This window comes from Novosphingobium mangrovi, from assembly GCF_022818885.1.
Taxonomy (GTDB): domain Bacteria; phylum Pseudomonadota; class Alphaproteobacteria; order Sphingomonadales; family Sphingomonadaceae; genus Novosphingobium; species Novosphingobium mangrovi.
Window position 1 is genome coordinate 24,863 of sequence record NZ_JALHAT010000015.1, and the last position, 25,134, is coordinate 49,996.

General features: G+C 67.0%; 19 protein-coding genes. 6 read left to right on the forward strand and 13 right to left on the reverse strand.

Annotated features, from left to right (window positions below; genetic code table 11):
• The first annotated feature begins 146 nt into the window (after positions 1–146).
• Positions 147–584: a PilZ domain-containing protein gene (locus tag MTR65_RS10285; RefSeq protein ID WP_243799805.1), complete on the forward strand. Its 438-nt coding sequence runs from the start codon at positions 147–149 to the stop codon at positions 582–584.
• 193 nt (positions 585–777) lie between these two features.
• Here MTR65_RS10285 and MTR65_RS10290 read toward each other — a convergent pair whose 3' ends face one another.
• From MTR65_RS10290 to MTR65_RS10305, 4 genes are all read right to left on the reverse strand, one after another.
• A complete protein-coding gene (locus MTR65_RS10290) occupies positions 778–1,752 on the reverse strand; it encodes a helix-turn-helix domain-containing protein (protein ID WP_243799808.1) in 975 nt (324 codons plus the stop codon).
• Between the two features lie 83 nt (positions 1,753–1,835).
• On the reverse strand, positions 1,836–2,846 hold the full coding sequence (hemH, locus tag MTR65_RS10295) for a ferrochelatase (RefSeq protein ID WP_243799811.1): 1,011 nt from the start codon (positions 2,844–2,846) through the stop codon (positions 1,836–1,838).
• A complete protein-coding gene (locus MTR65_RS10300) occupies positions 2,846–5,116 on the reverse strand; it encodes a molybdopterin cofactor-binding domain-containing protein (protein ID WP_243799859.1) in 2,271 nt (756 codons plus the stop codon). Before MTR65_RS10300 ends, hemH begins: the two co-directional genes overlap by 1 nt.
• Positions 5,116–6,132, reverse strand: coding sequence for an Mrp/NBP35 family ATP-binding protein (locus tag MTR65_RS10305; protein WP_243799813.1), 1,017 nt, complete (start codon positions 6,130–6,132; stop codon positions 5,116–5,118). Before MTR65_RS10305 ends, MTR65_RS10300 begins: the two co-directional genes overlap by 1 nt.
• Positions 6,133–6,309: 177 nt before the next feature.
• Between MTR65_RS10305 and hflK the strand changes: the two genes are divergently transcribed.
• From hflK to MTR65_RS10320, 3 genes are all read left to right on the forward strand, one after another.
• A complete protein-coding gene (gene hflK / locus MTR65_RS10310) occupies positions 6,310–7,485 on the forward strand; it encodes a protease modulator HflK (RefSeq protein WP_243799815.1) in 1,176 nt (391 codons plus the stop codon).
• Positions 7,485–8,330, forward strand: coding sequence for a protease modulator HflC (hflC, locus tag MTR65_RS10315; protein WP_243799817.1), 846 nt, complete (start codon positions 7,485–7,487; stop codon positions 8,328–8,330). The genes hflK and hflC overlap by 1 nt, the downstream gene beginning before the upstream one ends.
• A gap of 145 nt (positions 8,331–8,475) precedes the next feature.
• Positions 8,476–10,005: a Do family serine endopeptidase gene (locus MTR65_RS10320; protein ID WP_243799861.1), complete on the forward strand. Its 1,530-nt coding sequence runs from the start codon at positions 8,476–8,478 to the stop codon at positions 10,003–10,005.
• 262 nt (positions 10,006–10,267) lie between these two features.
• Here MTR65_RS10320 and MTR65_RS10325 read toward each other — a convergent pair whose 3' ends face one another.
• From MTR65_RS10325 to phhA, 3 genes are all read right to left on the reverse strand, one after another.
• Complete coding sequence (locus MTR65_RS10325) at positions 10,268–10,822, reverse strand: VOC family protein (RefSeq protein ID WP_243799819.1); 555 nt, start codon at positions 10,820–10,822, stop codon at positions 10,268–10,270.
• 117 nt (positions 10,823–10,939) lie between these two features.
• A complete protein-coding gene (gene hppD, locus MTR65_RS10330; protein ID WP_243799821.1) occupies positions 10,940–12,049 on the reverse strand; it encodes a 4-hydroxyphenylpyruvate dioxygenase in 1,110 nt (369 codons plus the stop codon).
• Entirely contained in the window at positions 12,046–12,909 is an 864-nt protein-coding gene (gene phhA / locus MTR65_RS10335; protein WP_243799824.1) for a phenylalanine 4-monooxygenase, read from the reverse strand. Before phhA ends, hppD begins: the two co-directional genes overlap by 4 nt.
• A gap of 107 nt (positions 12,910–13,016) precedes the next feature.
• Between phhA and MTR65_RS10340 the strand changes: the two genes are divergently transcribed.
• Complete coding sequence (locus MTR65_RS10340) at positions 13,017–13,478, forward strand: Lrp/AsnC family transcriptional regulator (protein ID WP_243799826.1); 462 nt, start codon at positions 13,017–13,019, stop codon at positions 13,476–13,478.
• Positions 13,479–13,597: 119 nt separating this feature from the next.
• On the forward strand, positions 13,598–14,689 hold the full coding sequence (locus MTR65_RS10345; protein ID WP_243799828.1) for an AbrB family transcriptional regulator: 1,092 nt from the start codon (positions 13,598–13,600) through the stop codon (positions 14,687–14,689).
• A 21-nt stretch (positions 14,690–14,710) separates the two neighbouring features.
• Here MTR65_RS10345 and MTR65_RS10350 read toward each other — a convergent pair whose 3' ends face one another.
• From MTR65_RS10350 to MTR65_RS10375, 6 genes are all read right to left on the reverse strand, one after another.
• Positions 14,711–19,471 carry an NAD-glutamate dehydrogenase gene (locus MTR65_RS10350; RefSeq protein WP_243799863.1) on the reverse strand — a complete coding sequence of 1,587 codons (4,761 nt, stop codon included), beginning with the start codon at positions 19,469–19,471 and terminating at the stop codon, positions 14,711–14,713.
• A gap of 381 nt (positions 19,472–19,852) precedes the next feature.
• Positions 19,853–20,464: a 3-isopropylmalate dehydratase small subunit gene (leuD, locus tag MTR65_RS10355; RefSeq protein ID WP_243799830.1), complete on the reverse strand. Its 612-nt coding sequence runs from the start codon at positions 20,462–20,464 to the stop codon at positions 19,853–19,855.
• The gene (gene leuC, locus MTR65_RS10360; protein WP_243799833.1) at positions 20,461–21,912 is read right to left on the reverse strand and encodes a 3-isopropylmalate dehydratase large subunit; all 1,452 of its coding nucleotides are present in this window, start codon (positions 21,910–21,912) and stop codon (positions 20,461–20,463) included. Before leuC ends, leuD begins: the two co-directional genes overlap by 4 nt.
• Positions 21,909–22,937 (reverse strand): zinc-dependent alcohol dehydrogenase, encoded by a 1,029-nt coding sequence (locus tag MTR65_RS10365; RefSeq protein WP_243799835.1) that lies wholly within the window; start codon positions 22,935–22,937, stop codon positions 21,909–21,911. The genes leuC and MTR65_RS10365 overlap by 4 nt, the downstream gene beginning before the upstream one ends.
• The gene (locus MTR65_RS10370) at positions 22,934–23,701 is read right to left on the reverse strand and encodes a cupin domain-containing protein (protein ID WP_243799837.1); all 768 of its coding nucleotides are present in this window, start codon (positions 23,699–23,701) and stop codon (positions 22,934–22,936) included. The genes MTR65_RS10365 and MTR65_RS10370 overlap by 4 nt, the downstream gene beginning before the upstream one ends.
• Positions 23,698–24,891 carry an FAD-dependent oxidoreductase gene (locus MTR65_RS10375; RefSeq protein ID WP_268739367.1) on the reverse strand — a complete coding sequence of 398 codons (1,194 nt, stop codon included), beginning with the start codon at positions 24,889–24,891 and terminating at the stop codon, positions 23,698–23,700. The genes MTR65_RS10370 and MTR65_RS10375 overlap by 4 nt, the downstream gene beginning before the upstream one ends.
• Positions 24,892–25,134: the final 243 nt, after the last annotated feature.

A 25,134-nucleotide genomic window follows, 5' to 3' on the forward strand; every position in this document is an offset into this window, starting at 1 on the left:
GCACATATGAAGCCGTCAGGCTACATGCCTTGACGCATCCCGACTGCACCACCTTCGGCCGCTCCCTTCCGCACAATTGCGGATAGGGTATCTCGCGAGCCCCGCCCTAACGCCGCAGCAGCCCGTTTCATGACAAGACGAGGTCCATGCGCGAAACCGATCCTTCCGATTGCCACGTACGCCGCCGGACCATCAGCCGGGCCGCGCTCGAGAACCGTCCCGTAGTCCCCTCCGGACGGCGCAGCCAGAGCCGCCTGCGCGTGCGGCTACCGGCACGGATCGAGACCCTGGCCGAGGATTTTCAGGTCATTCTGGCCGATCTTTCCGGCAACGGCGCGCGCTTCCTGACCGACGCCCGGCTCACCCGGGGCAGCGAGGTCGTACTGGCCTGGGGCCGCCACGAAGCCTTCGGCGAGGTCGTCTGGTGCGCCCACAACCAGTGCGGCCTTGCCTTTGTCGAACCGCTTGATCGGCGCGTCCTTCTCGACACCCGCGCCCTCAACGATGCAGCCCAGCTGCCCGACGATCGGGCCATGCTCAAGCAGATCGCCTCCCAATGGGTGCGCGGTGTACGGCGCCTCTAGTTCGGATTTCTCACCGGAGCGCCATGGCTCTGAACGGCAGCCTGAATTGGCTCCCTCGCCTCCCGCCCACCACCTTGGTCGAGACCGCTGAGGTCGCCAGTTCCGGGGTCAAGGGGCGATGGCCCCCTGAAAGAATACTTCTGTCTTCTTCAGCTTCGAACTTTTTGACCTTTGAGAGTGTTTTCCCCCACGCTCAAAGCGGCATCGCCCCAGACGGTTCGAGCTGCGCGAAATAGCGTGCCATGGCGTCCTGCGTGGATTGGGACAGCGCGATGAAGGCCCGTCGTCGGTCGCTGTCATCGCACACGCGCACGAACAGCCCGGCCTCCACCATCTGGCCGATCCAGCGCAGCGCCGTTGTCGGGGGCACGCCCGAGGCGATGCACAGCGACGTCACCGAAACACGCTTCCCTTCTCCTTGCGAGGCGGTGAGATCGAGCAGCATGTCCCAGGCCGGATCGGCAAAGAGATCGCCTTCGAAGAAGCGCCCGCGCTGCTGGCGCTGGCGCAGGATTCGCCGCACGAGCGCGGGCGGGGGCATTTCGGGCGGCGTATCCGCCTTGGCAGTCGTTCCAGGCTTCGTCTCGACCCGTTGGCCGAAGTCGAAAACAGGACCACTGCCAGCTGCCCCTGCCCCCGACCCGGGGCCCAGCCGCTGGATCTGCCCGGCGATCTGGCCGACCTGTTCGGTCAGCCGCAGCAGCATCAGGCGGTCATCCTCGGACAGTTCGCGCAGGCGCGTCTGGCCGAAGGTTGCCATGACCCGGCCCAGCGCAAGCACGCGTTCCGCCCGGTCCGGATCGACCAGCAGGATCGGATCGGACTGGTCCATGCACGAAAAGACGCAGTCGAGCGCCTCCACCGATGTCGATACGATGAGCCGGGTGCCCGAGCGCCGAGCCGTCTGATCGAGGCGCGCCAGCACGGCGGTGCCGCGCGCATCCACCTGCGGGCAATCGACAAGAACGATGTCCCCCAGCGGGCGGACATCCTCGAACGCGAGGTCCTCCAGGCTGCCCGTCGCGGTGACCTCCAGCCCGGCGGCGACCGCGTCTTCGCGAACGCCCGCGCGCAGATTGGGCCTGTCCGCGTAGATCGAGAGCCGGGTACGCGCCTGGCCTGCCTCCCCGTAGGCGAAATCCCCGTACGAAACGTCCGTCCCTCGCATCTGCCCGACTCCGTAAAGTTCCGATGGAACAGGAGTAGAACAAAGAAGAGCCACGTCAATCGAACGGCGCGGTTAAATTCCTGTCACCAGCCTCCAAGTTCCTGACGGACAATAACTTCCAACATCTCGATGCCGATGGGCTTGGCGTTGAGACAGGTCAGTGTTGCAAAGTCCTGGCCGCCTGCCTCCTCGAACTGTTCGCGTCCGCGCAGGGCCAGTTCTTCGAGTGTCTCCACGCAATCGGCCGAAAAGCCCGGAGCCGCCACCGCGATCCGCTTCGTGCCCGCAGAGGCTTCCTGCGCCAGGACCACGTCGGTCGCCGGCTCCAGCCACTTGGCGCGCCCGAAGCGCGACTGGAAGCTGGTTTCGACCCGCAGATCGGGCAGCCGCCGGGCGAGGCGTTCGGAGAGAAGCCGCGCGGTCTTGCGGCATTGGCAGTGGTAGGGATCGCCCAGATGCAGCGTGCGTTCGGGCATCCCGTGGAAGGAAAGCAGCAGCACCTCGGGCACGAACGCCAGCGCCTCAATCTGCACGGCCAGGTCCTCTTCCAGCGCCGCGATATGGGCAGAATGGTCGTAGTAGGGGGGCAGCGTGCGGATCGCCGGTTGCCAACGCATACCCTTCAGCGCCTCGCCCAGCTTGTCCATCACCGAGGCCGTCGTTGCGCCCGAATACTGCGGGTAGAGCGGCGCGATCAGGATGCGGTCACAACCCTCGTCCTTCAGGGCCTGGAGCCGGTCGGGGATCGAGGGATTGCCGTAGCGCATGGCCCAGTCGACCCGGACATCCTCGCCCAGGCGCTCCTGCAGCGCCTCGGCCTGGTCGCTGGTGATGGCGGCCAAGGGCGAGCCCTTCTCGGTCCAGACCTGGCTATAGGCATGTGCGGACTTGGCCGGGCGTGTGCGCAGGATGATGCCGTGCAGGATCGGCTTCCAGGCGAGCGGCGGTATCTCGATCACGCGCGGATCGGACAGGAACTCGGCAAGATAGCGGCGTACGGCCGGCGCGGTGGGTGCCTCGGGCGTGCCCAGATTGACCAGCAAGACGCCGATACGCCCCACAGGGGCTGCCGGATGAGTGTCGGGACGCAGCATCACAGTTCCTCGGAAAAAAGCGGCAAACGCCGGAAACGAAGTCCGGTTGCAGAGAAAAGTGCATTGGCGAGTGCGGGCGCCGCGACAGCCACGCCCAGTTCGCCCGGATCGACCGGTTCGGCATCGCTGGTGACGAAGGCGACCTCGATCTCGGGGGTGTCGCGCAAGGTCGGCAGGCCCAGTTCGCCCAGCGTTTCCGTCTGCGGGCGCCCCTTCACGTAGCGTGTGCTGCAGCCCAGCGCGAGGCCGAGCCCGAACAGGAGCCCACCTTCGATCTGCTGGCGCGCGATGTCGGTGTTCACGATCCGCCCGATGTCGGCCACCGCGCTCAGCCGTTCGACCTTCACCCCGCCCTCTTCGCGCCGGACACTCGCGATGGCCGCAATGTAGCCTCCGCCCAGCGCATGGCAGGCGAGTCCCTGCCCGCTCTGGTCCGCGCCTCCGTCCCACTGCGCCAGAGAGGCAACACGCTGCAGGCATTCGGCAAGGCGCGGTGTCTGGCCGAGCAATGCCATGCGTAGCGCCAGGGGCTCGCGCTGGTGGCGGTGCGCCATCTCGTCGAAGAAACACTCGGTAAAGAAGGCGGTGTAGCCATGGGCGTTGCCGCGAAGACGCCCGGTGGGCAGCGCAATGCGCGCGGGCACATGATCGATCTCCACGTGCGGGATGGCGTAGACCGGCACCGCGCCCTCGAGGACCAGGGCATCTTCTTCGCCGTCGACCGCCGCAATGGCCTCTGCCGATGTATCGCCGTCGATCAGCCGGCGGCCGAATTCGCGCGCGCTGGCCGGAACCGCGATGCGCGCCCGCCAGGCGCCAATGCCGCCGTTGGTGTCCGGGCGCCCGGCCATGACCGCGACGGCGGGCGTGCGCGGAAAACCGGCGCGATGCTCCTCGGCGCGCGACCAGACGAGCTGGACGGGCCGTCCCGCCTCGCGCGCAAGGCGCGCCACCTGGCCTGCAAGAGCGACTTCCAGGCGCCGGTCGAAACTGCCGCCCAGCGCCATGGGATAGAGCACGACCTGCGAAGGCGAGAGCCCGGCAGCCTCGGCCGCCATGCGCCGCGCCGCTTCGGGCGCCTGCGTCCCGATCCACAGTTCAAGGAGGCCATCTTCAAGCCGCGCGGTGGCCGCCGCCGTCTCGATCCCGGCGTGCAGCGCGGGCGCGACCTCGTAGCGCAGCTGGAGCGGCAGTGCGCCGCCAGTGAGATCCATCTCCCCCTGTCCGAAGACACGGCGGGCATGGCCATCGCGAAGGGCCGTGTCGAGCGCGGTCTCGACCTCCGCGCTGTCGACGCCGCCGGCAAAGCGGAACAGCGGCTGCATGCGTTCCAGCGCAGTCTCGGCCGCCCAGCCATTGCTGGCGAGCGCGGCCACCCAGGCAACACCTTGCGTTTCGCCCTTCACGATCCGCTCGAACCCGCGCACGTCCTTGCCCCTGGCTTCGTCGATCGTTTCGAGGCGGCTTGAGCTCGCAATGGGGCCGTGCCGGATCGCGGCGTGGAGCATGCCGGGCAGGCGCACATCGCCTGCAAAGGTCCACGAGCCATCGATCTTGGAGGGGAGATCCAAACGCGGGAAGGCAAGCTCGGCGCCCGGCGGAAAATCGCTCGGGTCCTCGGCAGGCGCCACGGGCTGGAGCGGGGGCACGTCGGGCGGGTCCAGACGGCTCGCCGCCTCTACGAGCGCGCCGAAGGGCAAGGTCTGCTCCCCGTGGCGGACGAGACCATCGGCGACGGTGCATTCCTCCCACGCCACGTCCCAGCGCTGGGCGGCGGCCTGCATCAGGAGCGCGCGGGTGGATGCCGCCGCGGCGCGCGCGGGCGCTTCGTAGGCGGCGAGCGCGGTGCCGTCAGCAGTGACGTTGAAGCGGTTGTCCTCAGCCCAGCGGCGGGTGACGAGGTCCTCGGGCTGCTCGACGAGGCGCGGGGCGGCGGGCAGCCACATCTCGCCCCAGCGCGCGGCGAGGACGGTGTTGGCATAGTGCGCGCTGACCGGCGCGGGCTCGACCGCGACCTGGCGCCAGTCCGCGCCCAGTTCCATCGCGACGATCTGCGGCAGGAGCGTGGTAATCCCCTGCCCCATCTCCACCTGCGGGACGGCGACGGTGACGACGCCCTGGCGCGAGATCTTGATCCAGGCGTCGAAGGCCTGCTCGTCGGGGCCAGGCTGGAGCGGCAGCGGAAAGCTGCGCGGGCGTAGCAGCCAGCCGACGGCAAGGCCGCCGCCGACAAGTCCGCCCACCAGAATGCCCCGCCGCGTGACGCGCATCAGTTGCTCTCCGCGCCCGCCGTGCTGTCCAGCCACGCGGCGACCTGCTGACCCAGCGCAGCGAAGGCCTCGGCCTGCTTGCCCTCACCGGCCGCAGGCGGCGTTCCGGCATCGCTCTGCGTGCGGATCGCGATATCGAGCGGGATGCGCCCCAGGAAAGGCACGCCCACTTCTTCCGCCGAAGCCTGCGCCCCGCCGCACCCGAAGGGATCGCTTTCCTCACCGCAATGGGGGCAGATGTAGCCCGCCATGTTCTCGACCAGGCCGACGATGGGCACGCCGCCCTTGGTGAAAAGCTCGATGGCGCGGGTCGCGTCGATCAGCGCGAGGTCCTGCGGGGTCGAGACGATGACCGCCCCTGCCGGCTTGAATTTCTGGAGCATGGTCAGCTGCACGTCGCCCGTGCCCGGCGGCAGATCAACCACGAGCACGTCCGCGTCCTCCCAGTGGGCCTCCAGCAGCTGGGTCAGCGCACCTGCCGCCATCGGCCCGCGCCAGGCGATCGCCTGCCCGGGCTCGGAGAGGTGCGCCATCGAAAGCACCGGCACGCCCCAGGGGCTCGCCACCGGGACCAGCCGCTTGTCGTGGGCGACGGGCTTGGTGCCCTCGGTGCCCAGCAGACGCGCCTGCGAGGGGCCATAGATATCAGCATCGACGAGGCCGACCTTGAGCCCCTGGCGCGCCAGGGCCACGGCAAGGTTGGTCGAGAGTGTCGACTTGCCGACCCCGCCTTTGCCCGAGCCGACCGCAAGGATGCGCGGGGCCGCCTTGGCGGGCCCTGCGTCCTTGTCGGCCATGAAGGCGATGCGCACCTCGGCGATGTCCTCTTCGCGCAGCAAGGCCTTGCGCGAGGCGATCTCGAGCGCGGCGAGATCCCTTGCGGAGAGCCCGGAGGCCTCCAGGATCAGCGTTGCCGTGCCATCGGCGCAGCGCAGCGATTGCAGGCGCTCGCGCGCCTGGGCGGGAAGAAGCGCGCGCAGCGCCTCGGTATCGGGAGTGCTGTCGGGGGTGCTCATGACAGGGACGTCGCTTTGCGGAATTGTGAGCGGTTCATGGCGCTCAGGTGGCCCAGCGAAGGAAAAAGGGCAAGAGTGGCCCTGTTTTTCGGTGCAAGGGTGTTTTTTGGCACAAGCCTTCCTATAGATAACGCCATGAAAGCGATTGGCGATGCAATTACGCGAGCAGGCCTGAAGATGGCCGGACGCAACAGCCCCTGGGGCTCGGGCGGGGGCTCATCGGGCGAGGATGGCACCGGATCGGGCCAGGATGGCAGCGGCGCGGACGATGGTTCGGGCGGCGGTTCCGGTGACGGGGATGGCGACAAGGGTGGCTCGGGCGACAGCGCGGGCCCGCGCAATCCCTGGCTTCCCAGCGGCAATCCCCCGCCGCGCCGCTCGGCCAGCATCGAGGACATCTTCCGCTCGCGCGACCCGCGCAAGGGTGGCGGGGGCGGTGGCCCGCGCGGCCCCGGCGGCGGCTTCCCGCAGATGCCGCGCCGTCCCGATGGCTCCTCGTGGATGCCCTTCCTCATCGGCGGCGTGGTGGTGCTGTTTCTCTTCCTGTCGAGCTTTCACCAGCTCGATCCGGGCGAACAGGGCGTCGTCACCCGCTTTGGGCGCTATTCGGGCGTCATCGATTCGGGCATCAGCCTGACCGCCCCCTGGCCGATCGAAAGCGTGAAGGTGGAGGACGTGCGTTCGTTCAACGTCGACACCATCCCGGAAGGCAGCGGCGAGAAGCTGATGCTCACCAGCGACAAGAACCTGGTCGACCTGACCTATCTCGTGCGCTGGAACATCAAGGACCTGAAGAACTACACCTTCCGCCTCGCCGATCCGCAGGAAACCGTGCGCGAAGTCGCCGAGACCGCGATGCGCGCCTCGATCGCGCAGATCTCGCTCAACGATGCCATCTCGGGTGATGGGCGCGCCCGCGTCGAACAGGACGTGCGCGAACGCATGCAGACCCTGCTCGACTACTACAAGTCGGGCATCGCCATCCAGGGCGTGGAAATCAAGAAGTCCGATCCCCCGTCCAAGACCCGCTCGGCCTTCGAGCAGGTGACGGTGGCCCAGCAGGACGCCGAGCGCGACCGTTCCGAAGCGCGCGCCTGGGCCCAGCAGAAGCTGGCCGAGGCCGAAGGTAACGCCTCGCAGTTCGACAAGGTCTACGAGGAATACCGCCAGGCCCCCGAAGTGACCAAGCGGCGCATGTACTACGAGACGATGGAGCGTGTCCTGCGCAACAACGACACGGTCGTGGCCGAGGCCGACGGCGTGACCCCCTACATCCCGCTGCCCGAAGTGACCCGCAGGGCCGCGCCGGCCGCCAGCGCGGACGGGAATGCCAACGCGAAGGGAGGCCAGTAATGAGCGCCTCGATGCAGAAGTACACCGGCGTCCTGGTCGCCGCGGCCATCGTCCTCGTCGGCCTGTGGATGAGCGTCATCATCGTGCCCGAGGACCAGCAAGTGGTGATCGTGCGCGGCGGTAAGCCCAACCGCGTCTACAACGCCTATGTCGCGGGCGCGCCTTATGGCGCGACCGATGCGGGCATCCACTTCCACATTCCCGGCTACGAGCGCGTCCAGCGCATCGACAAGCGCCTGCTGTCCGTCGACATGAGCCAGGAACAGGTGCTCTCGACCGACCAGCAGCGCGTCAACGTCGATGCTTATGCCCGCTACCGTATCACTGACCCTGTCAAGATGATCGAGACTGCGCGCACCACCGAGAACGTGACGCAGCAGCTGATCCCGATCCTGTCCTCGAACGTGCGCCAGGAACTGGGCAAGCGGACCTTCACCTCGCTGCTGACCGCCGAGCGCGGCCAGGCGATGGCGAACATCCGCGACCTGCTCGACAGCGAGGCCCGGCAGTACGGCGCGCGCGTGGTCGACGTGCGCATCAAACGCGCTGATCTTCCCGACGGCGCCCAGGAAAGCGCCTTCAACCGCATGGTCGCCTCGCGCCAGGAAGAGGCCAAGACGATCACCGCGCGCGGCCAGCGCGATGCCCGCATCATCCGCGCCGAGGCCGAAGCCGAAGCGGCGGGGATCTATGCCGAGAGCTTCGGCAAGGACCCGGCCTTCTACGACTTCTACCGCGCCATGCAGAGCTACGACGTGTCCTTTGCCAAGGATGGTGAAACCGGATCGAAGACCCTGTTGCTTTCGCCGGACAATGCCTACCTCAAGCACTTCCGCCAGCCCTGAACGGCCCGGATTTTTGGACAGATACCAGCCCGAGCCCCGCACCATTCAAACCCGGTTAAGTTGCGCCGCTTCATCCGGGGTGCGGGGTCGGAACAAACGGTGCCGTGACACCGTTGCAACGGAGGAATCAAAGGACGTGAAGCCCGTGCGATACGCTTATGGATTGACCACCGCCCTCCTTCTGGGAGGCGCCACCCTCTCGCTGGCGACCGGATATCCCGCCGGGGCGCAAGTCGCCCAGAACGAAGCCAGCCAGATGACGCATGTCGTTCCGCGCTCCGGCGCGCCGGCCAGCTTCGCCGATCTCACCGAACAGCTGGCCCCTGCCGTCGTCAACATCTCGACGCGTCAGCGCATCCAGGTCCAGCAGCAGGCCAACCCCTTTGCCGGCACCCCCTTCGAGGGCCTGTTCGGCAACCGCGGCGGCTCGCCCCAGACGCGCGAAGCGCAGTCGCTGGGCTCGGGCTTCGTGATCTCGGCGGACGGCTATGTCGTCACCAACAACCACGTGATCACCGCGGACGGCAAGGGCGAGGTCGAATCGATCACCGTCACCATGCCCGACGGCACCGAGTACCCGGCCAAGCTCGTCGGCAAGGACGCCGCCTCGGACCTTGCCGTGCTCAAGATCAGCCGTGACAAGCCCTTCCCCTTCGTGAAGTTCGGCGACAGCTCGAAGTCGCGCGTGGGCGAATGGATCATCGCTATCGGCAACCCGTTTGGCCTCGGTGGCACGGTCACCTCGGGCATCATCTCGGCGGTCTACCGCAACACCGGCGGCGGCGGCGCCTATGACCGCTACCTGCAGACCGACGCGGCAATCAACCGGGGCAACTCGGGCGGCCCGATGTTCGACATGAACGGCAACGTCATCGGCATCAACAACGCGATCTTCTCGCCGACCGGCGGCAGCGTGGGCATCGGCTTTGCCATTCCCGCCGAGATCGCCGCGCCCATCGTCGACAAGCTCATCAAGGGCGAGGCGATCGAGCGCGGGTATCTGGGCGTGCGCATCCAGCCGCTCAACGACGATCTCGCCGAAGCGCTGGGCGTGGAGAAGAACAAGGGCGAATTCATCCAGGCGGTCGAGCCCGAAGGCGCCGCGGCCAAGGCCGGGATGAAGGCGGGCGACGTCGTGATCTCGGTTGACGGCAAGGAAGTGAACCGCGAGCAGTCGCTCTCCTTCCTCGTGGCCAACACCGAGCCGGGCAGCCGCATTCCGCTGGTGGTCCTGCGCGATGGCCGCAAGGTCACGCTCAACGCCACGGTCGCCAAGCGCCCGAGCGAAAGCGAACTGAGCCAGGCGTTCAACCCGGACGACGAATCGGACTCCAATCCCTTCGACAACCGCGGCCAGGAAGACACCCAGGGCGTGATCGAGGAAACCCTCGGCGTCTCGGTGATCGACATGAGCCCGCAGATCGCGCGCCAACTGGGTGTCAGCGACCCTTCCAAGGGTGTGGTCATCGCCGGCGTCGATGCCGCCTCGGACGCAGCCCAGAAGGGCCTTCGCCGCGGCATGATCGTGCTGCTGGCCGATGGCAAGGAAGTGAACTCGAAGGCCGAATTCGCCAAGGCCGTCGAAGCCGCCAAGTCGGAGAAGCGCTCGGCGATGCTGCTGCGCGTCCAGCCGCGCGGCAACCCGCCGATCTTCATCCCGGTGCGCCTGCGCTAAGCGCATCGCTCCCGATGACACGAAAAGCCCGTCGGTCACCCCGGCGGGCTTTTTGGTTGGGAGAAGGGTGCAGTAGGAAGAAGGATAATTCCGAGGGCCATCGCCCTCGGGCTCCCCGAACTGTCTGCCCCGCGCCTCACACGCCGTGCTGGCTGAAAAAGGTGAGGTTGCCCGTTCTGGGGTCAAGGGGCGATGGCCCCTTGAAATGGCTTCTTCCTTTTACGTTCCTTCTTTGATGGATGATGGCATCGTCCCGATAGCCTCAACCCTGCGCCGCTTCCTCGTGCAGCCAGGCCGCATGGCGCGGCGCGCGGCGGGTGCGGCTCCATTCCTCCAGCATGTCGTCGGCCACGGCCTTGAGGCGCCCCATCTGGTCGGGCGTGCCAAACTGCCAGGCCAGTTCCAGCCGGTGGCCGTTGGGGTCGAAGAAGTAGATCGACTTGAACACCCCGTGGTGAACCGGTCCCACCACGTCCAGCCCGCGCGCCTCGAGGCGCGCCTTGGCCGCAAGCAGATCGTCCTCGCTGTCGACCTTGAAGGCGATGTGCTGGACCCATTCGGGTGTCGCACGGTCGCGATCCATTGCAGGCGAATTGGGCAGCTCGAAGAAGGCCAGCACGTTGCCGCCCCCACAATCGAGGAAGACGTGCATGTAGGGATCGGGCGCGCCGGTGGAGGGCACCTTGTCCTCCGCGATGGCGAGCTGGAAATCCATGCCCAGCACGTCCCGATAGAAGTCCACGGTCTCCTTCGCGTCCCGGCAGCGGTAGGCGACGTGGTGGATGCCGCCAAGCGATGGAGCATGAGGTTGGGTCATGGCATTCTCTCCCGATGTCTCGTGTGGGGGCGTGCCGGACCTCGACCCGGAGGAAGGGAGGTCCGGCACGCGGCGGAGGCGGTGGCTCCCTGAACGGTCCACCGTCCCCCGTCTTTCTCAGTCCTTCGCGCCGTTTTCCTCAACGTGGAGGACACCGCGACGGACCTGATCGCGCTCCATCGATTCGAACAGCGCCTTGAAGTTGCCTTCGCCAAAGCCGTCGTCGCCCTGACGCTCGATGAATTCGAAGAAGACGGGGCCCACCTGCGCCTCGGCGAAGATCTGGAGCAGGAGACGCGGACGTCCCCCCTCGGTCGTCCCGTCGAGGAGAATACCCCGGGCCTGCAGTTCGCCCACGTCCTGGCCATGGCCGGGCAGGCGCTCGGCCAGCATCTCGTAGTAGGTTGCAGGCGGCGCGCTCATGAAGGGGACGCCCAGGTCCTTGAGACGGTTCCAAGCCGCGACAAGATCATCGGTAATGAGCGCGATGTGCTGGATCCCCTCACCGTTGAAGGCGCGCAGGAATTCCTCGATCTGGCCCTTCCCGCCTTCTCCCTCTTCGTTGAGCGGGATACGGATGCGCCCGTCCGGGGCCGTCAGCGCCTTGGAGGTGAGGCCGGTGTACTCGCCCTTGATGTCAAAGTAGCGGATCTCGCGGAAGTTGAAGAGCTTCTCATAGTAGTCCGCCCAGTACGCCATACGCCCGCCATAGACATTGTGGGTGAGGTGATCGATCGTGTTGAAACCCACGCCCGCCGGATGACGCTCGACACCGGGCAGGTAGGCAAAGTCGATGTCGTAGATCGACAGAGCTGCTGGATCGGACGCACTTTCGTAGCGATCGACGAGATAGATGATCGAGTTGCCGATGCCCCGGATCCCGGGCAGGCGCAGTTCCATCGGACCGGTCTCGACATGGACCGGCTCGGCCGAGCGGCGCAGCAATTCCTCGTAGGCCGCGCGTGCGTCCTTGACCCGAAAGCCCATGCCGCAGGCCGAAGGGCCATGCTCGCGCGCGAAGAACCAGGCCGGACTGTGCGGTTCATAGTTCGTGATGAAGTTGATCCCGCCCTGGCGCCACAGCTCGACGTCCTTGGAGCGGTGGCGCGCCACGCGGGTAAAGCCCATCGCGGTGAACACGGGTTCGAGCACGCCCTTCTCGGGCGCGGAAAACTCGACGAACTCGAAGCCATCAAGGCCAATCGGGTTCTCGAAAAGGTCGGTCATGCAGTCTCTCCCAGATTAGTGAATGTCGTTTCGCCCGGCAGGCACGCGCCCGGGGCAATCGGCGGCGTGTGGCGCCAGCGCGCATAGAAAGGCGTAAGGTCGAGCGCGACGAGCCGCTCGACGAGCTCGGGCAGGCTTTCGAGGACGAAGTACGTCTCCTGGAAAGCGTCGATGCGGTAGCCCGTGCGCATGATCCGCAAGGGATCGAAGGGCAGGCGCAGCACGTCCGGGGCCGTCACCGAGAAGCGCGTCTCGCCCGCCGAGGAGAGGATCCCTGCGCCAAACACCTTGAGTTCGCCGTCCTCGCGCACGAGACCGAACTCGATGGTGTACCAGTAGAGCCGGGCCAGCATGTCGAGCGCGCCCAGTTCCATTGCCCGCGCGCCCGCCGTGCCATAGGCCTGCAGGAAATCGGCAATGGCCGGGTCGAGCAGCATCGGCACGTGGCCGAAGAAATCGTGAAACACGTCGGGTTCGACGAGGTAGTCGAGCTCGTGCTCCTCGCGCAGCCAGCGGGTGACCGGGAAGCGGCGGTGCGCCAGGTGCTCGAAGAAGACAGCGTCCGGAATGAACCCGGGCACGGCGACGAGCCGCCAGCCAGTGGCCGGTTCCAGCACGCGATTTGCGTCCGAAAAGCGCGGAATGGCCTGCGCGCAATCAAGCCGCGCCAGCCCCTCCCCGAACGCGCGGCAGCCATGCCGGCGCGTCAGTTCGGCCTGCGCGTGGTAAAGGCGGCGCCACCTGTCGTGCATCGCGGGCGTATAGGCATCCCACTCCTGCGCCGCGGTGTAGTCCGCGCCCACCTTGCCATACTCTCCACGAAGACCACTTTTGCTTGTTGTCGTCTGCGGTGTCTTCATGGAACGTATAGTACCATAGGGACCGCGCCGGTTTCGTGCGCACTGCGCTCCCCAGACGGGTCTTCATGGTGTATTCCACCAAGAAACAACCTGGGATTGGATGATTCATGCCGCTGGACGAATTCGACCGGAAGATCCTCGCCGCGCTTCAGGAAGATGCGCGCATGCCCGTCGCGCAAGTGGCCGAACACGCCGCGCTGTCGGCAACGCCGGTCAGCCGCCGTATCCGCAAGCTGGAAGAGGACGGCGTGATCCGGGGCTACCAGCCCGTGCTCGATCCACGCAAGCTGGGCCTTGAGCTCAACGCCTACGTGCTCATCAACCTCGATGCCCATTCGGACGTCAACATCCAGCGCTTCGAAAGCGCGATCCAGGACAACGCCTATGTCATCGCCTGCCATGCGGTGACCGGCGACATGGACTACCTCGTCCACGTCATCGCGCGCGATGTCGAGCATCTCTCGCAGATCACGCTCAAATCGCTGCTGCGCATCCCCGGCGTGCGCGACGTGAAATCGATCATCGTGCTCGAGACGATCAAGCCGCCACTCAAGCTGCCGCTCGGCTGAGGACAAGCCCACTTCATCCGCCAGCCGGATTGCTGCAAGTGCGAAGGATTGCATTTACCCGCACCTGCGCGCAGAGCTGTGACATCAGCCCTCTCCCGCACAACAGCGCCGGAACCCGCGTGACCCTTCTTCCTTCGCACCCGCAGCGCTGGCTTGCTCTCATCGCCCTTTCGGTGGTGCTGGGCGCGGGCGGAAATCTGCTTCACATTCCGGCCAGCCTGATGCTCGGCCCCATGTTCGCGGCCATCGCGTTCGCCTTGCGCGACTACGAGATGAAGGCGAACCCGGGCCTCTTCGCAGCGGCGCAGTCCATCGTCGGCTGTCTCATCGCCTCCTCGATGGGCCCTGAGGTCGTCGCACGCTTTGCCGCCGACTGGCCGATCTTCATCGGCGGCGCGCTTGCCACGCTCTTCGTCGCTTTCGGCACGGGCATCCTGCTCGCCGCCTTTCGCATTCTGCCGGGCGCCGTCGCGATCTGGGGCTCGGCGCCGGGCCTTGCGACCGCCATGGTGCTGATGGCGCGCGACAGCGGGGAGGACTTCCGCATGGTCGCCTTCATGACCTACGTGCGCGTGGTCATGGTCACGCTGGGCGCCTCGGCGCTGGCGATGACGCTGGGTGAGGAAAGCTCCGCCCACGCGGTCACCACCGCCTCGCAGCCCTGGTTCTGGCCGGTCGCGCCGATCCCCATGCTGGCGACGCTCGCTACGGCAGCTGCGGGCCTGTGCCTTGGGCGTCTCGTGCGCCTGCCCGCCCCCAACATCCTGGGGCCACTTGTGCTGGGCACCATTCTCCACGCCAGCGGCCTCGTCGAAAGCTTCGCGGTCCCGCGCGCGCTCCTCGCCGTCGCCTACATGGTGGTGGGCTGGGGCATCGGCTCGCGCTTCACGATCGAGACGATCCAGCGCGCCCGCACGGTCTTTCCCGCCGTCCTTGTGGCGATTGCCGCGATGATGGGCACCTGCTTCCTGCTGGGTCTTGGCCTTTCGCATATCGCGAACGTCAGCATCGCCACCGCCTACCTTGCAACGAGCCCGGGCGGCATGGATTCGATCGCCATCGTCGCGGCGTCCTCGCCTGTCGACGTAGGCTTTGTGATGACGCTCCAGACAGCGCGCATGGCCGCGATCCTGCTGCTGGGCCCCTGGCTGGCCCGCACCATAGCCAAGCGCTTCGTCCACCCGCGCGGGGCAGACCAGTCCGCAGACTGATCCGCCCCGCGCAAGGGACGTTCAGCGCTTGAGCAGATTGCGCGCCTGCACCGCGATCTGTGCGAGCATCGCGGGTGTATGGGTGCCTGCTTCCTCGGCCCGGCGCACGACCGTGCGGAAAGCCGAGATCGCCGCCGAATTCTCGCGCGTCCATTGCGCGGTCGCACCATCCAGGTCGTTCTTGCCCGCCTTGGTGCGCACCAGCGCCTTCAGGAAGTCGAGCCGCATCTGCTGGAAATCGCGGGCAAGGCCCGCCACGAGCAGGCGCTCCCAGGGATCGGTCGGCGTCATCAGGGCGGCGCTTGCCTGCGCCCAGTCGAGCCCCAGCCCGGCGCCGAGCGAGGTGAAAGCCTCCACCAGTTCGCGCGCCGCGATCTTCGTCTCGGCGGCAAGATCGGAGATGCCGACCGCGCCATCGAGATCGAACAGGCGCGTCACCGCGCGGGCCTGCTCTTCAGGCGCACCAAGCTCGCGCAGGCTCTCGAAGATGCGCTTCGACTGCCCCTGCGCGTGTTCCCCCAGAAGGTCGTAGACGTCGGCCTTGAGCACCTTCATGCCGCCCTTGAGGCGGTCCTTGAGCTCGCCCGGCGCCACGCGGCCCGCCCCGGCCCGCAGGAGGTCGGCCATGTGCGAGCGCATCGCGTCCGCCGTCCGGTCAAAGAGCGCAAGACGCGCCTCCTCGGGCATCTCGGCAGTCTCGAGCTGGCTCCACAAGTCGCCAAGATCGAACATGTCCTCGGCCAGAACGAAGGCCGCGGCCATCTGCCCCAGCGTCGCCCCCTCTTCCTCGGCCACCTCGAAGGGATGGACGAGACCCAGGCGGTTGACGATGCGGTTGGCAAGCTTGGTCGCGATGATCTCACGCGCGAGGCGGTGTTCGCGGATGAAGGGCTTGTACTTCGCCTGCATCGGCTCGGGGAAAGCCTCGACCAGCATCGGGGCCAGGGTCTCGCCATCGGGCAGCGAGCTGTTCTCGATGGCGTCCTGCAGGACCAGCTTGCTGCTGGAGAGAAGAACGGCAAGCTCGGGGCGGACCAGTCCGCGCCCGTCCTGCCCGCGCCGCACCAGCGTCTCGTTCTCGGCCAGTCCTTCGGTCACGCGGTCGAGGTTGCCGCCTTCTTCCAGCATTTCGATGAGGCGGATGTGCGAGTGGACCGTGTCCGCCCCGCCGCGCCCGGCGATGGACAGGGCAAGGGCCTGGAGGCGGTTGTCCTCCAGCACGATCTCGGCGACCTCCTCGGTCATGTCGCGCAGCAGCGCCACGCGCTTTTTCTCGGTGAGCTTGCCCGCCCGGCGTGCCGCGGCGAGCGCGATCTTGATGTTGACCTCGTTGTCCGAGCAGTCGACGCCCGCCGAATTGTCGATGAAGTCGGTGTTGATGCGCCCACCGCGCCCCTCATCGCCCTTGAGCGCGAACTCGATGCGCCCGGCCTGCGTAACGCCCAAGTTCGCGCCCTCGCCGATGACCCGCGCCCCGACCTCATTGGCGCTGACGCGCAGCGCGTCGTTGGCGGGGTCGCCCACGGTCGCGTTGTTTTCGCTCGAAGCCTTCACGTACGTCCCGATGCCGCCGAACCAGAGCAGGTCGGCCTTGGCCCACAGGATCGCGGAAATCAGCGAATCCGGGTCGAGCGCCTCGACCTCGACGCCCAGCGCCTTGCGGATTTCCGGGCTGAGCGGGATCGACTTCATCGAGCGCGGAAAGACCCCGCCGCCCTTGGAGATGAGCGACTTGTCGTAATCGTCCCAGCTCGAATGGGTGAGCTCGAACAGGCGCCTGCGCTCGTCCCAGCCGGTCTTCGGGTCAGGATCGGGGTCAATGAAGATATGGCGGTGGTCAAAGGCCGCCACCAGCTTGATCGCCTTGGAGAGCAGCATGCCGTTGCCGAACACGTCGCCCGACATGTCCCCGCAGCCCACGACACGGACCGGGTCGGTCTGCACGTCGATCCCCATTTCGAGGAAGTGGCGCTGCACCGAGACCCAGGCGCCGCGTGCGGTAATGCCCATGGCCTTGTGGTCATAGCCGTTCGAGCCGCCGCTGGCGAAGGCGTCGTCGAGCCAGAAGTCCTTCGATTCCGCGATACCATTGGCCACGTCGGAGAACTTGGCCGTGCCCTTGTCCGCCGCGACCACGAAGTAGGGGTCCTCGCCGTCGCGGATCTCGACGCATTCCGGGTGGACGACCTTGCCTTCGACAATGTTGTCAGTGACCGAGAGCAGCGTTGCGATGAATATCTCGTAGCTTGCCTGACCTTCGGCTGCCCAGCCCGCACGGTCGCGCGTGGGATCGGGCAGCTGCTTGGGGTAGAAGCCACCCTTGGCACCCGTCGGCACGATTACCGCGTTCTTGACGCGCTGCGCCTTCATCAGGCCCAGAATCTCGGTGCGGAAGTCGTCGCGCCGGTCGGACCAGCGCAGGCCCCCGCGTGCAATCGGCCCGGCCCGCAAGTGGATGCCCTCAACCCGGCGCGAATAGACGAAGATCTCGCGCCAGGGCAGCGGCTTGGGGAGCCCGGGCACGCCTGCGGAATCGAACTTGAAGGCCAGGGCTACCTGCGCGTGCGGGGCAAAGGCATTGGTGCGCAGCATGGCCAGCACAAGGTCGCGGTAGGCGCGCAGCAGACGGTCATCATTGATGGCGCCAACCCCGGCCAGACCCTCGCGGATGGCGTCTTCGGCGCTGTCCTGCGCGGCCTTGCGGTCGCCCTTGAAGTCGGGCTGGTGAAGCGCGCGGAAGAGGTCGACAATGCCAAGCGTCACCTTGGGCGCGCCAAGCAGCGCCTCGACCACGGTCGCAATGCCAAAGTGCATGCCGCCCTGGCGCAGGTAGCGGTAGAAGGCGCGCAGCCAGTTGGCCTCACGCTTGGAGAGGCCAAGTCCCGGCACCAGGCGGTTGAACGCGTCGTTCTCGCCCTCGCCATTGAGGACCGCGCACAAGGTATCCTCGATCATGGGCGCCAGGCCCAGAACCGCATTGGGCTCGGTGCCTGCGGGAAGCTCGAGCGTGAAGTCGTGGATCGTGCCGATGCGCCCCTGATCGAGCACGGTCGGCACTTCGGCCAAGACCCGGAAGCCGAAGTTCTCAAGCGCCGGGACCGCATCGGAGAGCGGCAGCTGGCCTGCGGCCTGGTAGATCTTCAGGCGCAGATTGCCCTCTTCGTCCTGTTCGTGGGCGTAGAGGCGCGCGTCGCGCTGGCCCGTAGCGCGCGCGGCCTCGCCCGCCTCACCGACCACGATCTTGCGCATGTGGGCGATGTCGATGGCGGCTTCGGCCGGGCCATATTCGCTGCGGTAGCCGAGCGGGAAACTTTCCGCATAGCGGCCCGCGATGGCGTTGGCGCGGGCGGGCTCAAGCTGCTGGGCAAGGACGGCGGCAACCGCCTCGGTCCACCCGCGCAGCAGCACCTGGAGGCGGTGATCAAGCTGGGCCTCGTCAGGCTCCTGCGCGCCTTCGCGAATGTCGAAGGTGTAGCGCAGCATGGCCAGGCTTCCCGATTCCACCACCAGAGTCCAATCGAGCGCGGGCGCGTTGGCCGCTTCCTCGACCAGCGCCTGGATACGGTGGCGCATCTTGGTCGAGACCAGGTCGCGCGGCAGCCAGATGAAGGCGAAGAGGTGGCGCATGAGCGGCGCGGTCGCCAGCAGCAGCCGGGGACGGGGCCGGTCGACAAGGCCGGTCATCGTGCCCGCCAGCCGCTCGACGTCGGCATCTTCGAGGCCGAGCACCAGATCGTGCGGCAGGCTGGTCAGCGCGTGGGCCAGCGCCTTGCCGGTATGGCTGCGCGGATCGCAGTTCATGTTAGCGGCAATGCGCGCGAGCACACCGCGCAGGCGCGGCACGCGGTCGGGCGGTGAGGCCAGCGCCTCACTGGTCCAGGTGCCCGCATGGACCGAAAGCGCAGTGACCTTGCCCTCCTCGATGACGGGCACGAGGAACAGGTCGAGCGGGACACGGCGGTGCACGCTCGACACGCGGTTGGCCTTGATGACCATAGGCACGCTCAGCTTGCCCTCGGCGAGCTGGGCATCGAACGTGGCGAACGCGCGCTCGTAGCTGGCATCGGAGAGAAGCGTCTTCACCCCGCGGCGGCAGATGCCGAGGCGTCTGGAGTGGCTTTCATCGCGCCCGCGCGTGACGTGCCCCAGTATCGTGAGCATGCCCGAAGCGAACCACTCCAGCAGGGCGGCGCCCTCGCGGTCCTCGATGGTCGAGGCGTCTTCGTGGAGGGCATCGACCATGCGCGGCCAGTCCGCGACCGCACTGCGCACGTCGGCCAGCATCGCTTCCAGAGTACGCTTGAGTTCGCCGCGCTGGCGGGCATCGACGCGCGCCATCTCGATGTAGATCATCGATTCGCGGGTGAAGGCCTCGTCATGGCCATCGGGGCCAAAGCGCGAGAGCGCCCCGTCCGCCTCGCGCGCGACGTTGACAATGGGGTGGACCAGCCGATCGATCACGATCCCCAGCGCAGCAAGCGCGGCCGCGGTCGAATCGACCAGAAAGGGCATGTCCTCGTTGATGAGCGCCACGCGCAGAACGGGGCGTTCCTCGCCCGCCGAGGCCACTTCAACCACGCTCTCGCCATCCTCGCGCGTCCTGGCCGCGTCCAGCAGGAAGCCCGCGGCGTCCTCGATCCAGGGCTCGTCGTCCGCGCCGTCACCGGGCAGGAGCCCGGCACGGATCTGATCGGCCAGAATCTGCGCCAGGTCTTCGCTGCCGCGCGACGAACTGGTCGCCTTGGCTGCCTTGGCCTTCGAGGTGGTCTTGCCTTCACTCATCATCGTCTCCGCCCAATTGCCGCGTCTTGCTTCGGCTCTTGCCCCTGTCCGGGGAACAAGGCCTGCGCGCGCTTCGGGTTCCCTTCTTGCAAAGGGTTTGTTTCCGTTCGACTTGCACGGGCCCCGGCACTTGTCCGAGATACCCGGCGCAAGGCCGTCCGGTGCCACGTGGTAACGCCGGTTCGGTGCCGAACCAAGAGCTTCACCACGCCCGACTCCGCACGCAAATTAGCGCATGACGCGAAATTTACGTAGACGTTGTTATAATTTTCGTTCGGATACACGCAACGGACTTGAGTTGCATTTTTCGCGCGCAGCAGAAAGGGCGGCGAAATCCGTGTCTCGCCGCCCTTCCCGATACTGTCTGTGCAGGCCTTCGCCTTAGATGGCGAGCGGCTCGTAAAGCCAGGGCTGCGCGGCGCGCTGGCCGTCCTCGAACGTCGAGATCGCATCGCCCCAGCGGCTCTGGATCATGCCGGTTTCATCCCAGCCCTTGAGCAGGCGTTCACGCGCGTTGTCGGAGATCTCGAAATCGATGACCTTCTCGCCCGCCGTGATCGTGCGCGCGACGAGGTCGACGCTCAGTTCGCCGTCCTGGCCGAAGGCGGCCAGTTCCTCGACCGTCGCGGGATCGAAGACGATGGGCAGGACGCCGTTGCGCAAGCAGTTGGCCTGGAAGATCTCGCCAAAGCTTTCCGCAATCACGCAGGTGATGCCGAAGTCCTTGATCGTCCAGACCGCCTGTTCGCGGCTCGACCCGCAGCCAAATTCACGGCCCGCGATGAGGATGCCCGCACCGCGTTCCTTGGCCTCGTCGATCGGATTGGCAATCGCGTTGCCTTCGGGATCGACGCGGCGGTCGGCGCAGAAGTACTGCCCCAGCCCCTCGCGCTGCATGATGAGCAGGAAGCGCGCAGGGTAGATGATGTCGGTGTCGATGCGGTTCTCGCGCAGGAGCAGAACCGGGCTGGTCAGGCTTTCAAAGGGCTTCATGCCGGGATCTCCTCAAGCGTGCGGACATCGGCGATGTGGCCCGTCACGGCCGCAGCCGCAGCCATCGCGGGGCTCATCAGATGGGTGCGTCCGCCGCGGCCCTGGCGGCCCTCGAAATTGCGGTTGGAGGTCGACGCGCTGCGCTCGCCTTCGGCGAGGCGGTCCTCATTCATCGCCACGCACATCGAGCAGCCCGCCATGCGCCAGTCGAACCCGGCCTCGGTGAAGATCGTGTCGAGCCCTTCCGCTTCGGCCTGTGCGCGCACGGCCATCGAGCCCGGCACGACAAGCGCGCGCACGCCGTCGGCCACCTTGCGGCCTCGGGCGACAGCGGCGGCGGCGCGAAGGTCCTCGATGCGGCCATTGGTGCAGCTGCCGATGAAGACCACGTCGACTGCGATGTCGGTGACGGGCATGCCCGCTTCGATTCCCATGTAGGCGAGCGCCTTGGCGTGCTGGCGTGCAGCTTCGGCGTCCTCGGGTGCGGCTGGAACCGTGCCATCGACAGGCGCAGCGTCCTGCGGATTGGTACCCCAGGTGATCTGCGGGGCGAGCGCGTCGAGATCGAGCGCGACGGTGCGGTCATATTCCGCGCCCGGGTCGCTGGCGAGAGTGCGCCAGTAGGCGGCGGCCTGCTCGAACATCTCGCCCTGCGGCGCGAGGGGACGGCCGCGCAGGTAGTCGATGGTCGTCTCGTCCGGGGCGACGAGGCCGATGCGCGCGCCCGCCTCGATCGCCATGTTGCACAAGGTCATGCGCGCGGCCATCGACATGGCGCGCACCGCCTCGCCGGTGAACTCGACCGCGCAGCCGGTGGCAAAGCCTGCCCCGTAGCGCCCGATCAGCGCCAGTGCGACGTCCTTGGACGTGACGTGGGCGCCCAGCGTGCCGGAGAGTTCGACCTTCACGGTCTTCGCGCGGCTCTGCACAATGGCGTTGGTGGCGAGCACGGTCTCGCAGTCGCTCGCACCGATGCCGAAGGCCAGCGCGCCGAAGGCACCGTGGGTCGAGGTGTGGCTGTCACCGCAGGCGAGCGTGATGCCGGGCAGCGTGAAGCCCAGCTCCGGGCCCATGACGTGGACGATGCCCTGGCGCGCGTCGTCGAGCGGCACGTAAGGGATGTCGAACTCGGCGACGTTGGAGGCGAGACGCGCGACCTGCGCGCCTGCCGCGCCATCATCCTGCGCGATGCTGAGGCGATCAAGCGCGGTCGAGACGGCGTGGTCGGGCACGGCCAGGTGCGTTTCCCGGCGGTGGACCGAGCGTCCGTTGCTGCGCAGCGCCTCGAAGGACTGGTGCGTGCTGCATTCGTGCAGCAGGTGGCGGTCGACGTGGATGAGAGCGGCGCGGCTTTCCTCACCCTCTCCTTGCGCTCCGGGCACGACTTCGATGACGTGGCTGTCCCAGAGCTTGCGATACAAGGTGCGCGGGGCACTTGCGGTTGTCACGCGGTCTCTCCGATCTCGATTATGACACGCCCGACATCGCGGGCTTGGGGTCCGGCCAGCAGGGTAAAGGCCTCGGCCACGTCATCCAGCGCGAAGCGCCGAGTGATCGTAGGGCGGAGGGAGAGCTCCCCACGGGCGATGAATTCCAGGACCTCGGCCTGTCCCGCGCCCGCCCGCACGCCCAGGATCTCAAGTTCGCGCTCGACGATCTGCCAGTTGCTGACGGGAAGGTCTCCGCCGCCTGTGAGGGCAACACGGGCGCCCGGCGCGGCGACGGCGAAAGCTTCGTCCATGCCCCAGGCCGATGCGGTGGTCTCCATCACCGCGTCCAGCCCTTCCGGGAACGCGCCAAGCACACGCTCGGCCACGCGTTCGCCATGGGCGGCAATCGGGAATAGGTGGGCCGCGCCGAGGTCCCCGGCGAGATCGGAGCGTCGCCCGCTCCCCCCGATGGCAACGACCTCAAGGCCCAGCGCGCGCGCCATGGCGATCGCGCCCAGCCCCATGGCGCCCACGCCCACGATGCCGACGCGCTGGCCCGCCTCCAGCCCCATGCGGCGAAAGGCGTTGAGCGCATCGACGGGCCCGGCCAGCATCGCGGCATCCTCGAAACCGACCGCATCGGGCAGCACCGCGAGCTTGCGCGCGGACACGAGCGTGTATTCCTCGCAGCAGGTCTGCCGCGCCGGGGTTCGGAACGCCGGATCAAGGCACAGGTTATGGCGGCCCTTGGTGCAGTTGGCGCAAGCCCCGCAGTGGTCAAGCGCGAGCGCGCTGACCCTGTCGCCAGGGGCCAGCCCCTCCACGCCCGCGCCAAGCTGCGCGACGATGCCGGAAAAGTCCGCGCCGATCCCGACCGGGTAGCTTTTCACGTAGCGCCCACCCCGGTTGAGGTAGGTCCCCACGTCCGTGCCATAAGGCGAATAGGCCATGACCTTGACGAGGACCTGCCCGGGGCCCGGCTCCGGCCGGGCGACGTCCTCGATGCGGATGTTCCCCGGGGCGTGGAGCCGGGCTGCCTTCACGAAGCGGCTCCGAAGGTCCAGACGAGGATACGCGCGCCCGCGCGGCTGGCAGTGGCGCCCAGCAAAGGGGTGTCGGACGCGCCGACGGTATAGTCGCCCATAGCCCAGGTCTCGCCCGCGCCTTCCAGCGCGCCGTCCAGGACATAGGCTTCCCAACTGCAGCCCAAAGCCGCGGCCTCGCCCCGCCAACCGGCCGGAACGAGCGCCTCGAACGTGCGCGCGCCGTTGCGCGGATCGGTGCTGAAGGTCTTGATCGTCCAGCCCTCGGGCAGCGCGGGATCGGGCCGGGGCGCGACATCGGCAATGGCCAGTTCGAAGATGTGACCACGCGCATCATCGGCCGCAGGCAGCGGATACTCGATCGGCTGCTCGGGCTCGTGAATCAGCTGGAGCGAGAGCAGTCCGTCGCTGCGTACAAGAGCCAGCGCGCCTTCCTCGGAGCGTTCATCGTGGCCGTGAACGATGTGCCCAGGGCGATAGAAGTAGACGCCCTTGCGGAAGTAGTGGTTGCCATCGAGCGTCACCGAACCTTCGAGCATGTAGACTTCCTCGAAGGCGTCGTGGAAGTGCGCAACGCCCCCGCCACGCCAGCCTTCGGGGATGTAGACAAGGTTGGTGACATGCCCCGTCTGCGGGTCCTCACCCAGCTTGCGCCGCTTGAGGCCGTGGGTGCCCAGCATCTCCCAGTCGAGCGCGTTGCCGCGCACGTGGTCGAGTGGGCCGGCCGCCTTGCGCAGCGCCGGCTCGGTGATCGGACCTGTCATGCAATTTCCCTTTCCTGTGCAAGGCTGGAGAACATGGCCTGGCGCAGCAGGTAGGCCCGGCGCGCTTCCGGATCGGCCTGGACCCGGCGCATCTTCTCGCGCTTGGCGGCAAGCGCGGTCTGGTCGGTTTCGCCCATGTTCTCCATGTTCTCGATGGTCTGGGCCTGGATGAACGAGCGCGTGACAGCCTGGCGCTGGCGCTCGAACTTGGCAAGAGCTTCGAAATCCGCGTCCTTGCGCAGGATCATCCAGAGCTTTTCGGCGAGGTTCCAGCCATCGTGGATGCCGCTGTTCATGCCAAAGCCGCCTAGCGGATTGTTGAGGTGCGCGGCATCACCGATGATCGCCATGCGCCCTTCGACGAACTTCTTGGCGACACGCTGGTGCACGCGGTAGATCGTGCGGTGCGTGGTCTCGACATTGCCGTGTCCGACGATCCGGTTGAAGATCTGGTCGGCGTTGGCGTCGCTGATGAGGTCATCGTCGCTGACATCGCCATCGCCGGGCACGAGCACACGCCAGATGCCCGGAACCTTGAGCAGGACCAGCCACTCGTCGGGATCGCTGATGTAGTTCACGTAGTCGAGGTCGGGGATCGCCTTCTCGATCTCGAGCCGGGTTGACATCGACACGAACTTCTCCTCGTAGGTAAAGCCGTCGAATTCCGCCCCGATGACCTTGCGCACGACCGAACGCGAACCGTCCGCGCCGACGAGGAACTTCGCTGCGATCTCGCGCTGGACGCCGTCCTGTTCGACGGTCGCGACGATGCCCTCGCCGTTCTGGCGGGCATCGATCAGGCGGCAGCCGAAGTGGACATCCATGCCGTCCGCTTCCTGCACCTTGGTGGCAAGATGCTTGGCCAGGTAGTGCTGCTCGCACTGAAGGCGGAAGGGGAAGCGGGTGAGGTCGGACAGTTCGGTCAGATCGAAGCGCAGGGCCTCGCCGCTGCGGCGGTCGCGCATCTGGTAGATCGGCGCCTTCAGGCCCATTCCGATGAGGGGCTCGGCCGCGTCGATCTCGTCGAGCATTTCGAGCGTCGAGGCGTGGATCGTCGAAGCCCGCAGATCATGGGCGCAGTCCGGCTCCTGTTCGATCAGCGTCACCGAGATGCCCATTGCCGCAAGGCGCGCTGCGCAGGTCGCGCCGACAGGGCCCGCGCCCACGACCAGGACTTCGCATCTATTCATGATTGCCACGTACTCCGTTGTGCGTTCTCCCGGCTTTCCGCATTGGTGCCGGGAACCAAGGTCTTGCACCCGGGGCAGAGGCGTAAAACGACAGGCCAGCGTACCATCCGTATCGCGGCATGACCTGCCGAGCCGTCGGTTGGCAGCGCGCGCCAATGTTCACGCCATGGACATTCTCTTTCGCCAGGCGGTGGATCAGCTTGACTCAAAGTCGCTTTCGGCAAACTTTTTTGATCCAGATCA

Coding starts and splice junctions, on each gene's coding strand:
- MTR65_RS10285 (WP_243799805.1), top strand. CDS start 147: ATGCGCGAAACCGATCCTTCCGATTGCCACGTACGCCGCCGGACCATC.
- MTR65_RS10290 (WP_243799808.1), bottom strand. CDS start 1,752: ATGCGAGGGACGGACGTTTCGTACGGGGATTTCGCCTACGGGGAGGCA.
- hemH (WP_243799811.1), bottom strand. CDS start 2,846: ATGCTGCGTCCCGACACTCATCCGGCAGCCCCTGTGGGGCGTATCGGC.
- MTR65_RS10300 (WP_243799859.1), bottom strand. CDS start 5,116: ATGCGCGTCACGCGGCGGGGCATTCTGGTGGGCGGACTTGTCGGCGGC.
- MTR65_RS10305 (WP_243799813.1), bottom strand. CDS start 6,132: ATGAGCACCCCCGACAGCACTCCCGATACCGAGGCGCTGCGCGCGCTT.
- hflK (WP_243799815.1), top strand. CDS start 6,310: ATGGCCGGACGCAACAGCCCCTGGGGCTCGGGCGGGGGCTCATCGGGC.
- hflC (WP_243799817.1), top strand. CDS start 7,485: ATGAGCGCCTCGATGCAGAAGTACACCGGCGTCCTGGTCGCCGCGGCC.
- MTR65_RS10325 (WP_243799819.1), bottom strand. CDS start 10,822: ATGACCCAACCTCATGCTCCATCGCTTGGCGGCATCCACCACGTCGCC.
- hppD (WP_243799821.1), bottom strand. CDS start 12,049: ATGACCGACCTTTTCGAGAACCCGATTGGCCTTGATGGCTTCGAGTTC.
- phhA (WP_243799824.1), bottom strand. CDS start 12,909: ATGAAGACACCGCAGACGACAACAAGCAAAAGTGGTCTTCGTGGAGAG.
- MTR65_RS10340 (WP_243799826.1), top strand. CDS start 13,017: ATGCCGCTGGACGAATTCGACCGGAAGATCCTCGCCGCGCTTCAGGAA.
- MTR65_RS10350 (WP_243799863.1), bottom strand. CDS start 19,471: ATGAGTGAAGGCAAGACCACCTCGAAGGCCAAGGCAGCCAAGGCGACC.
- leuD (WP_243799830.1), bottom strand. CDS start 20,464: ATGAAGCCCTTTGAAAGCCTGACCAGCCCGGTTCTGCTCCTGCGCGAG.
- MTR65_RS10370 (WP_243799837.1), bottom strand. CDS start 23,701: ATGACAGGTCCGATCACCGAGCCGGCGCTGCGCAAGGCGGCCGGCCCA.
- MTR65_RS10375 (WP_268739367.1), bottom strand. CDS start 24,891: ATGAATAGATGCGAAGTCCTGGTCGTGGGCGCGGGCCCTGTCGGCGCG.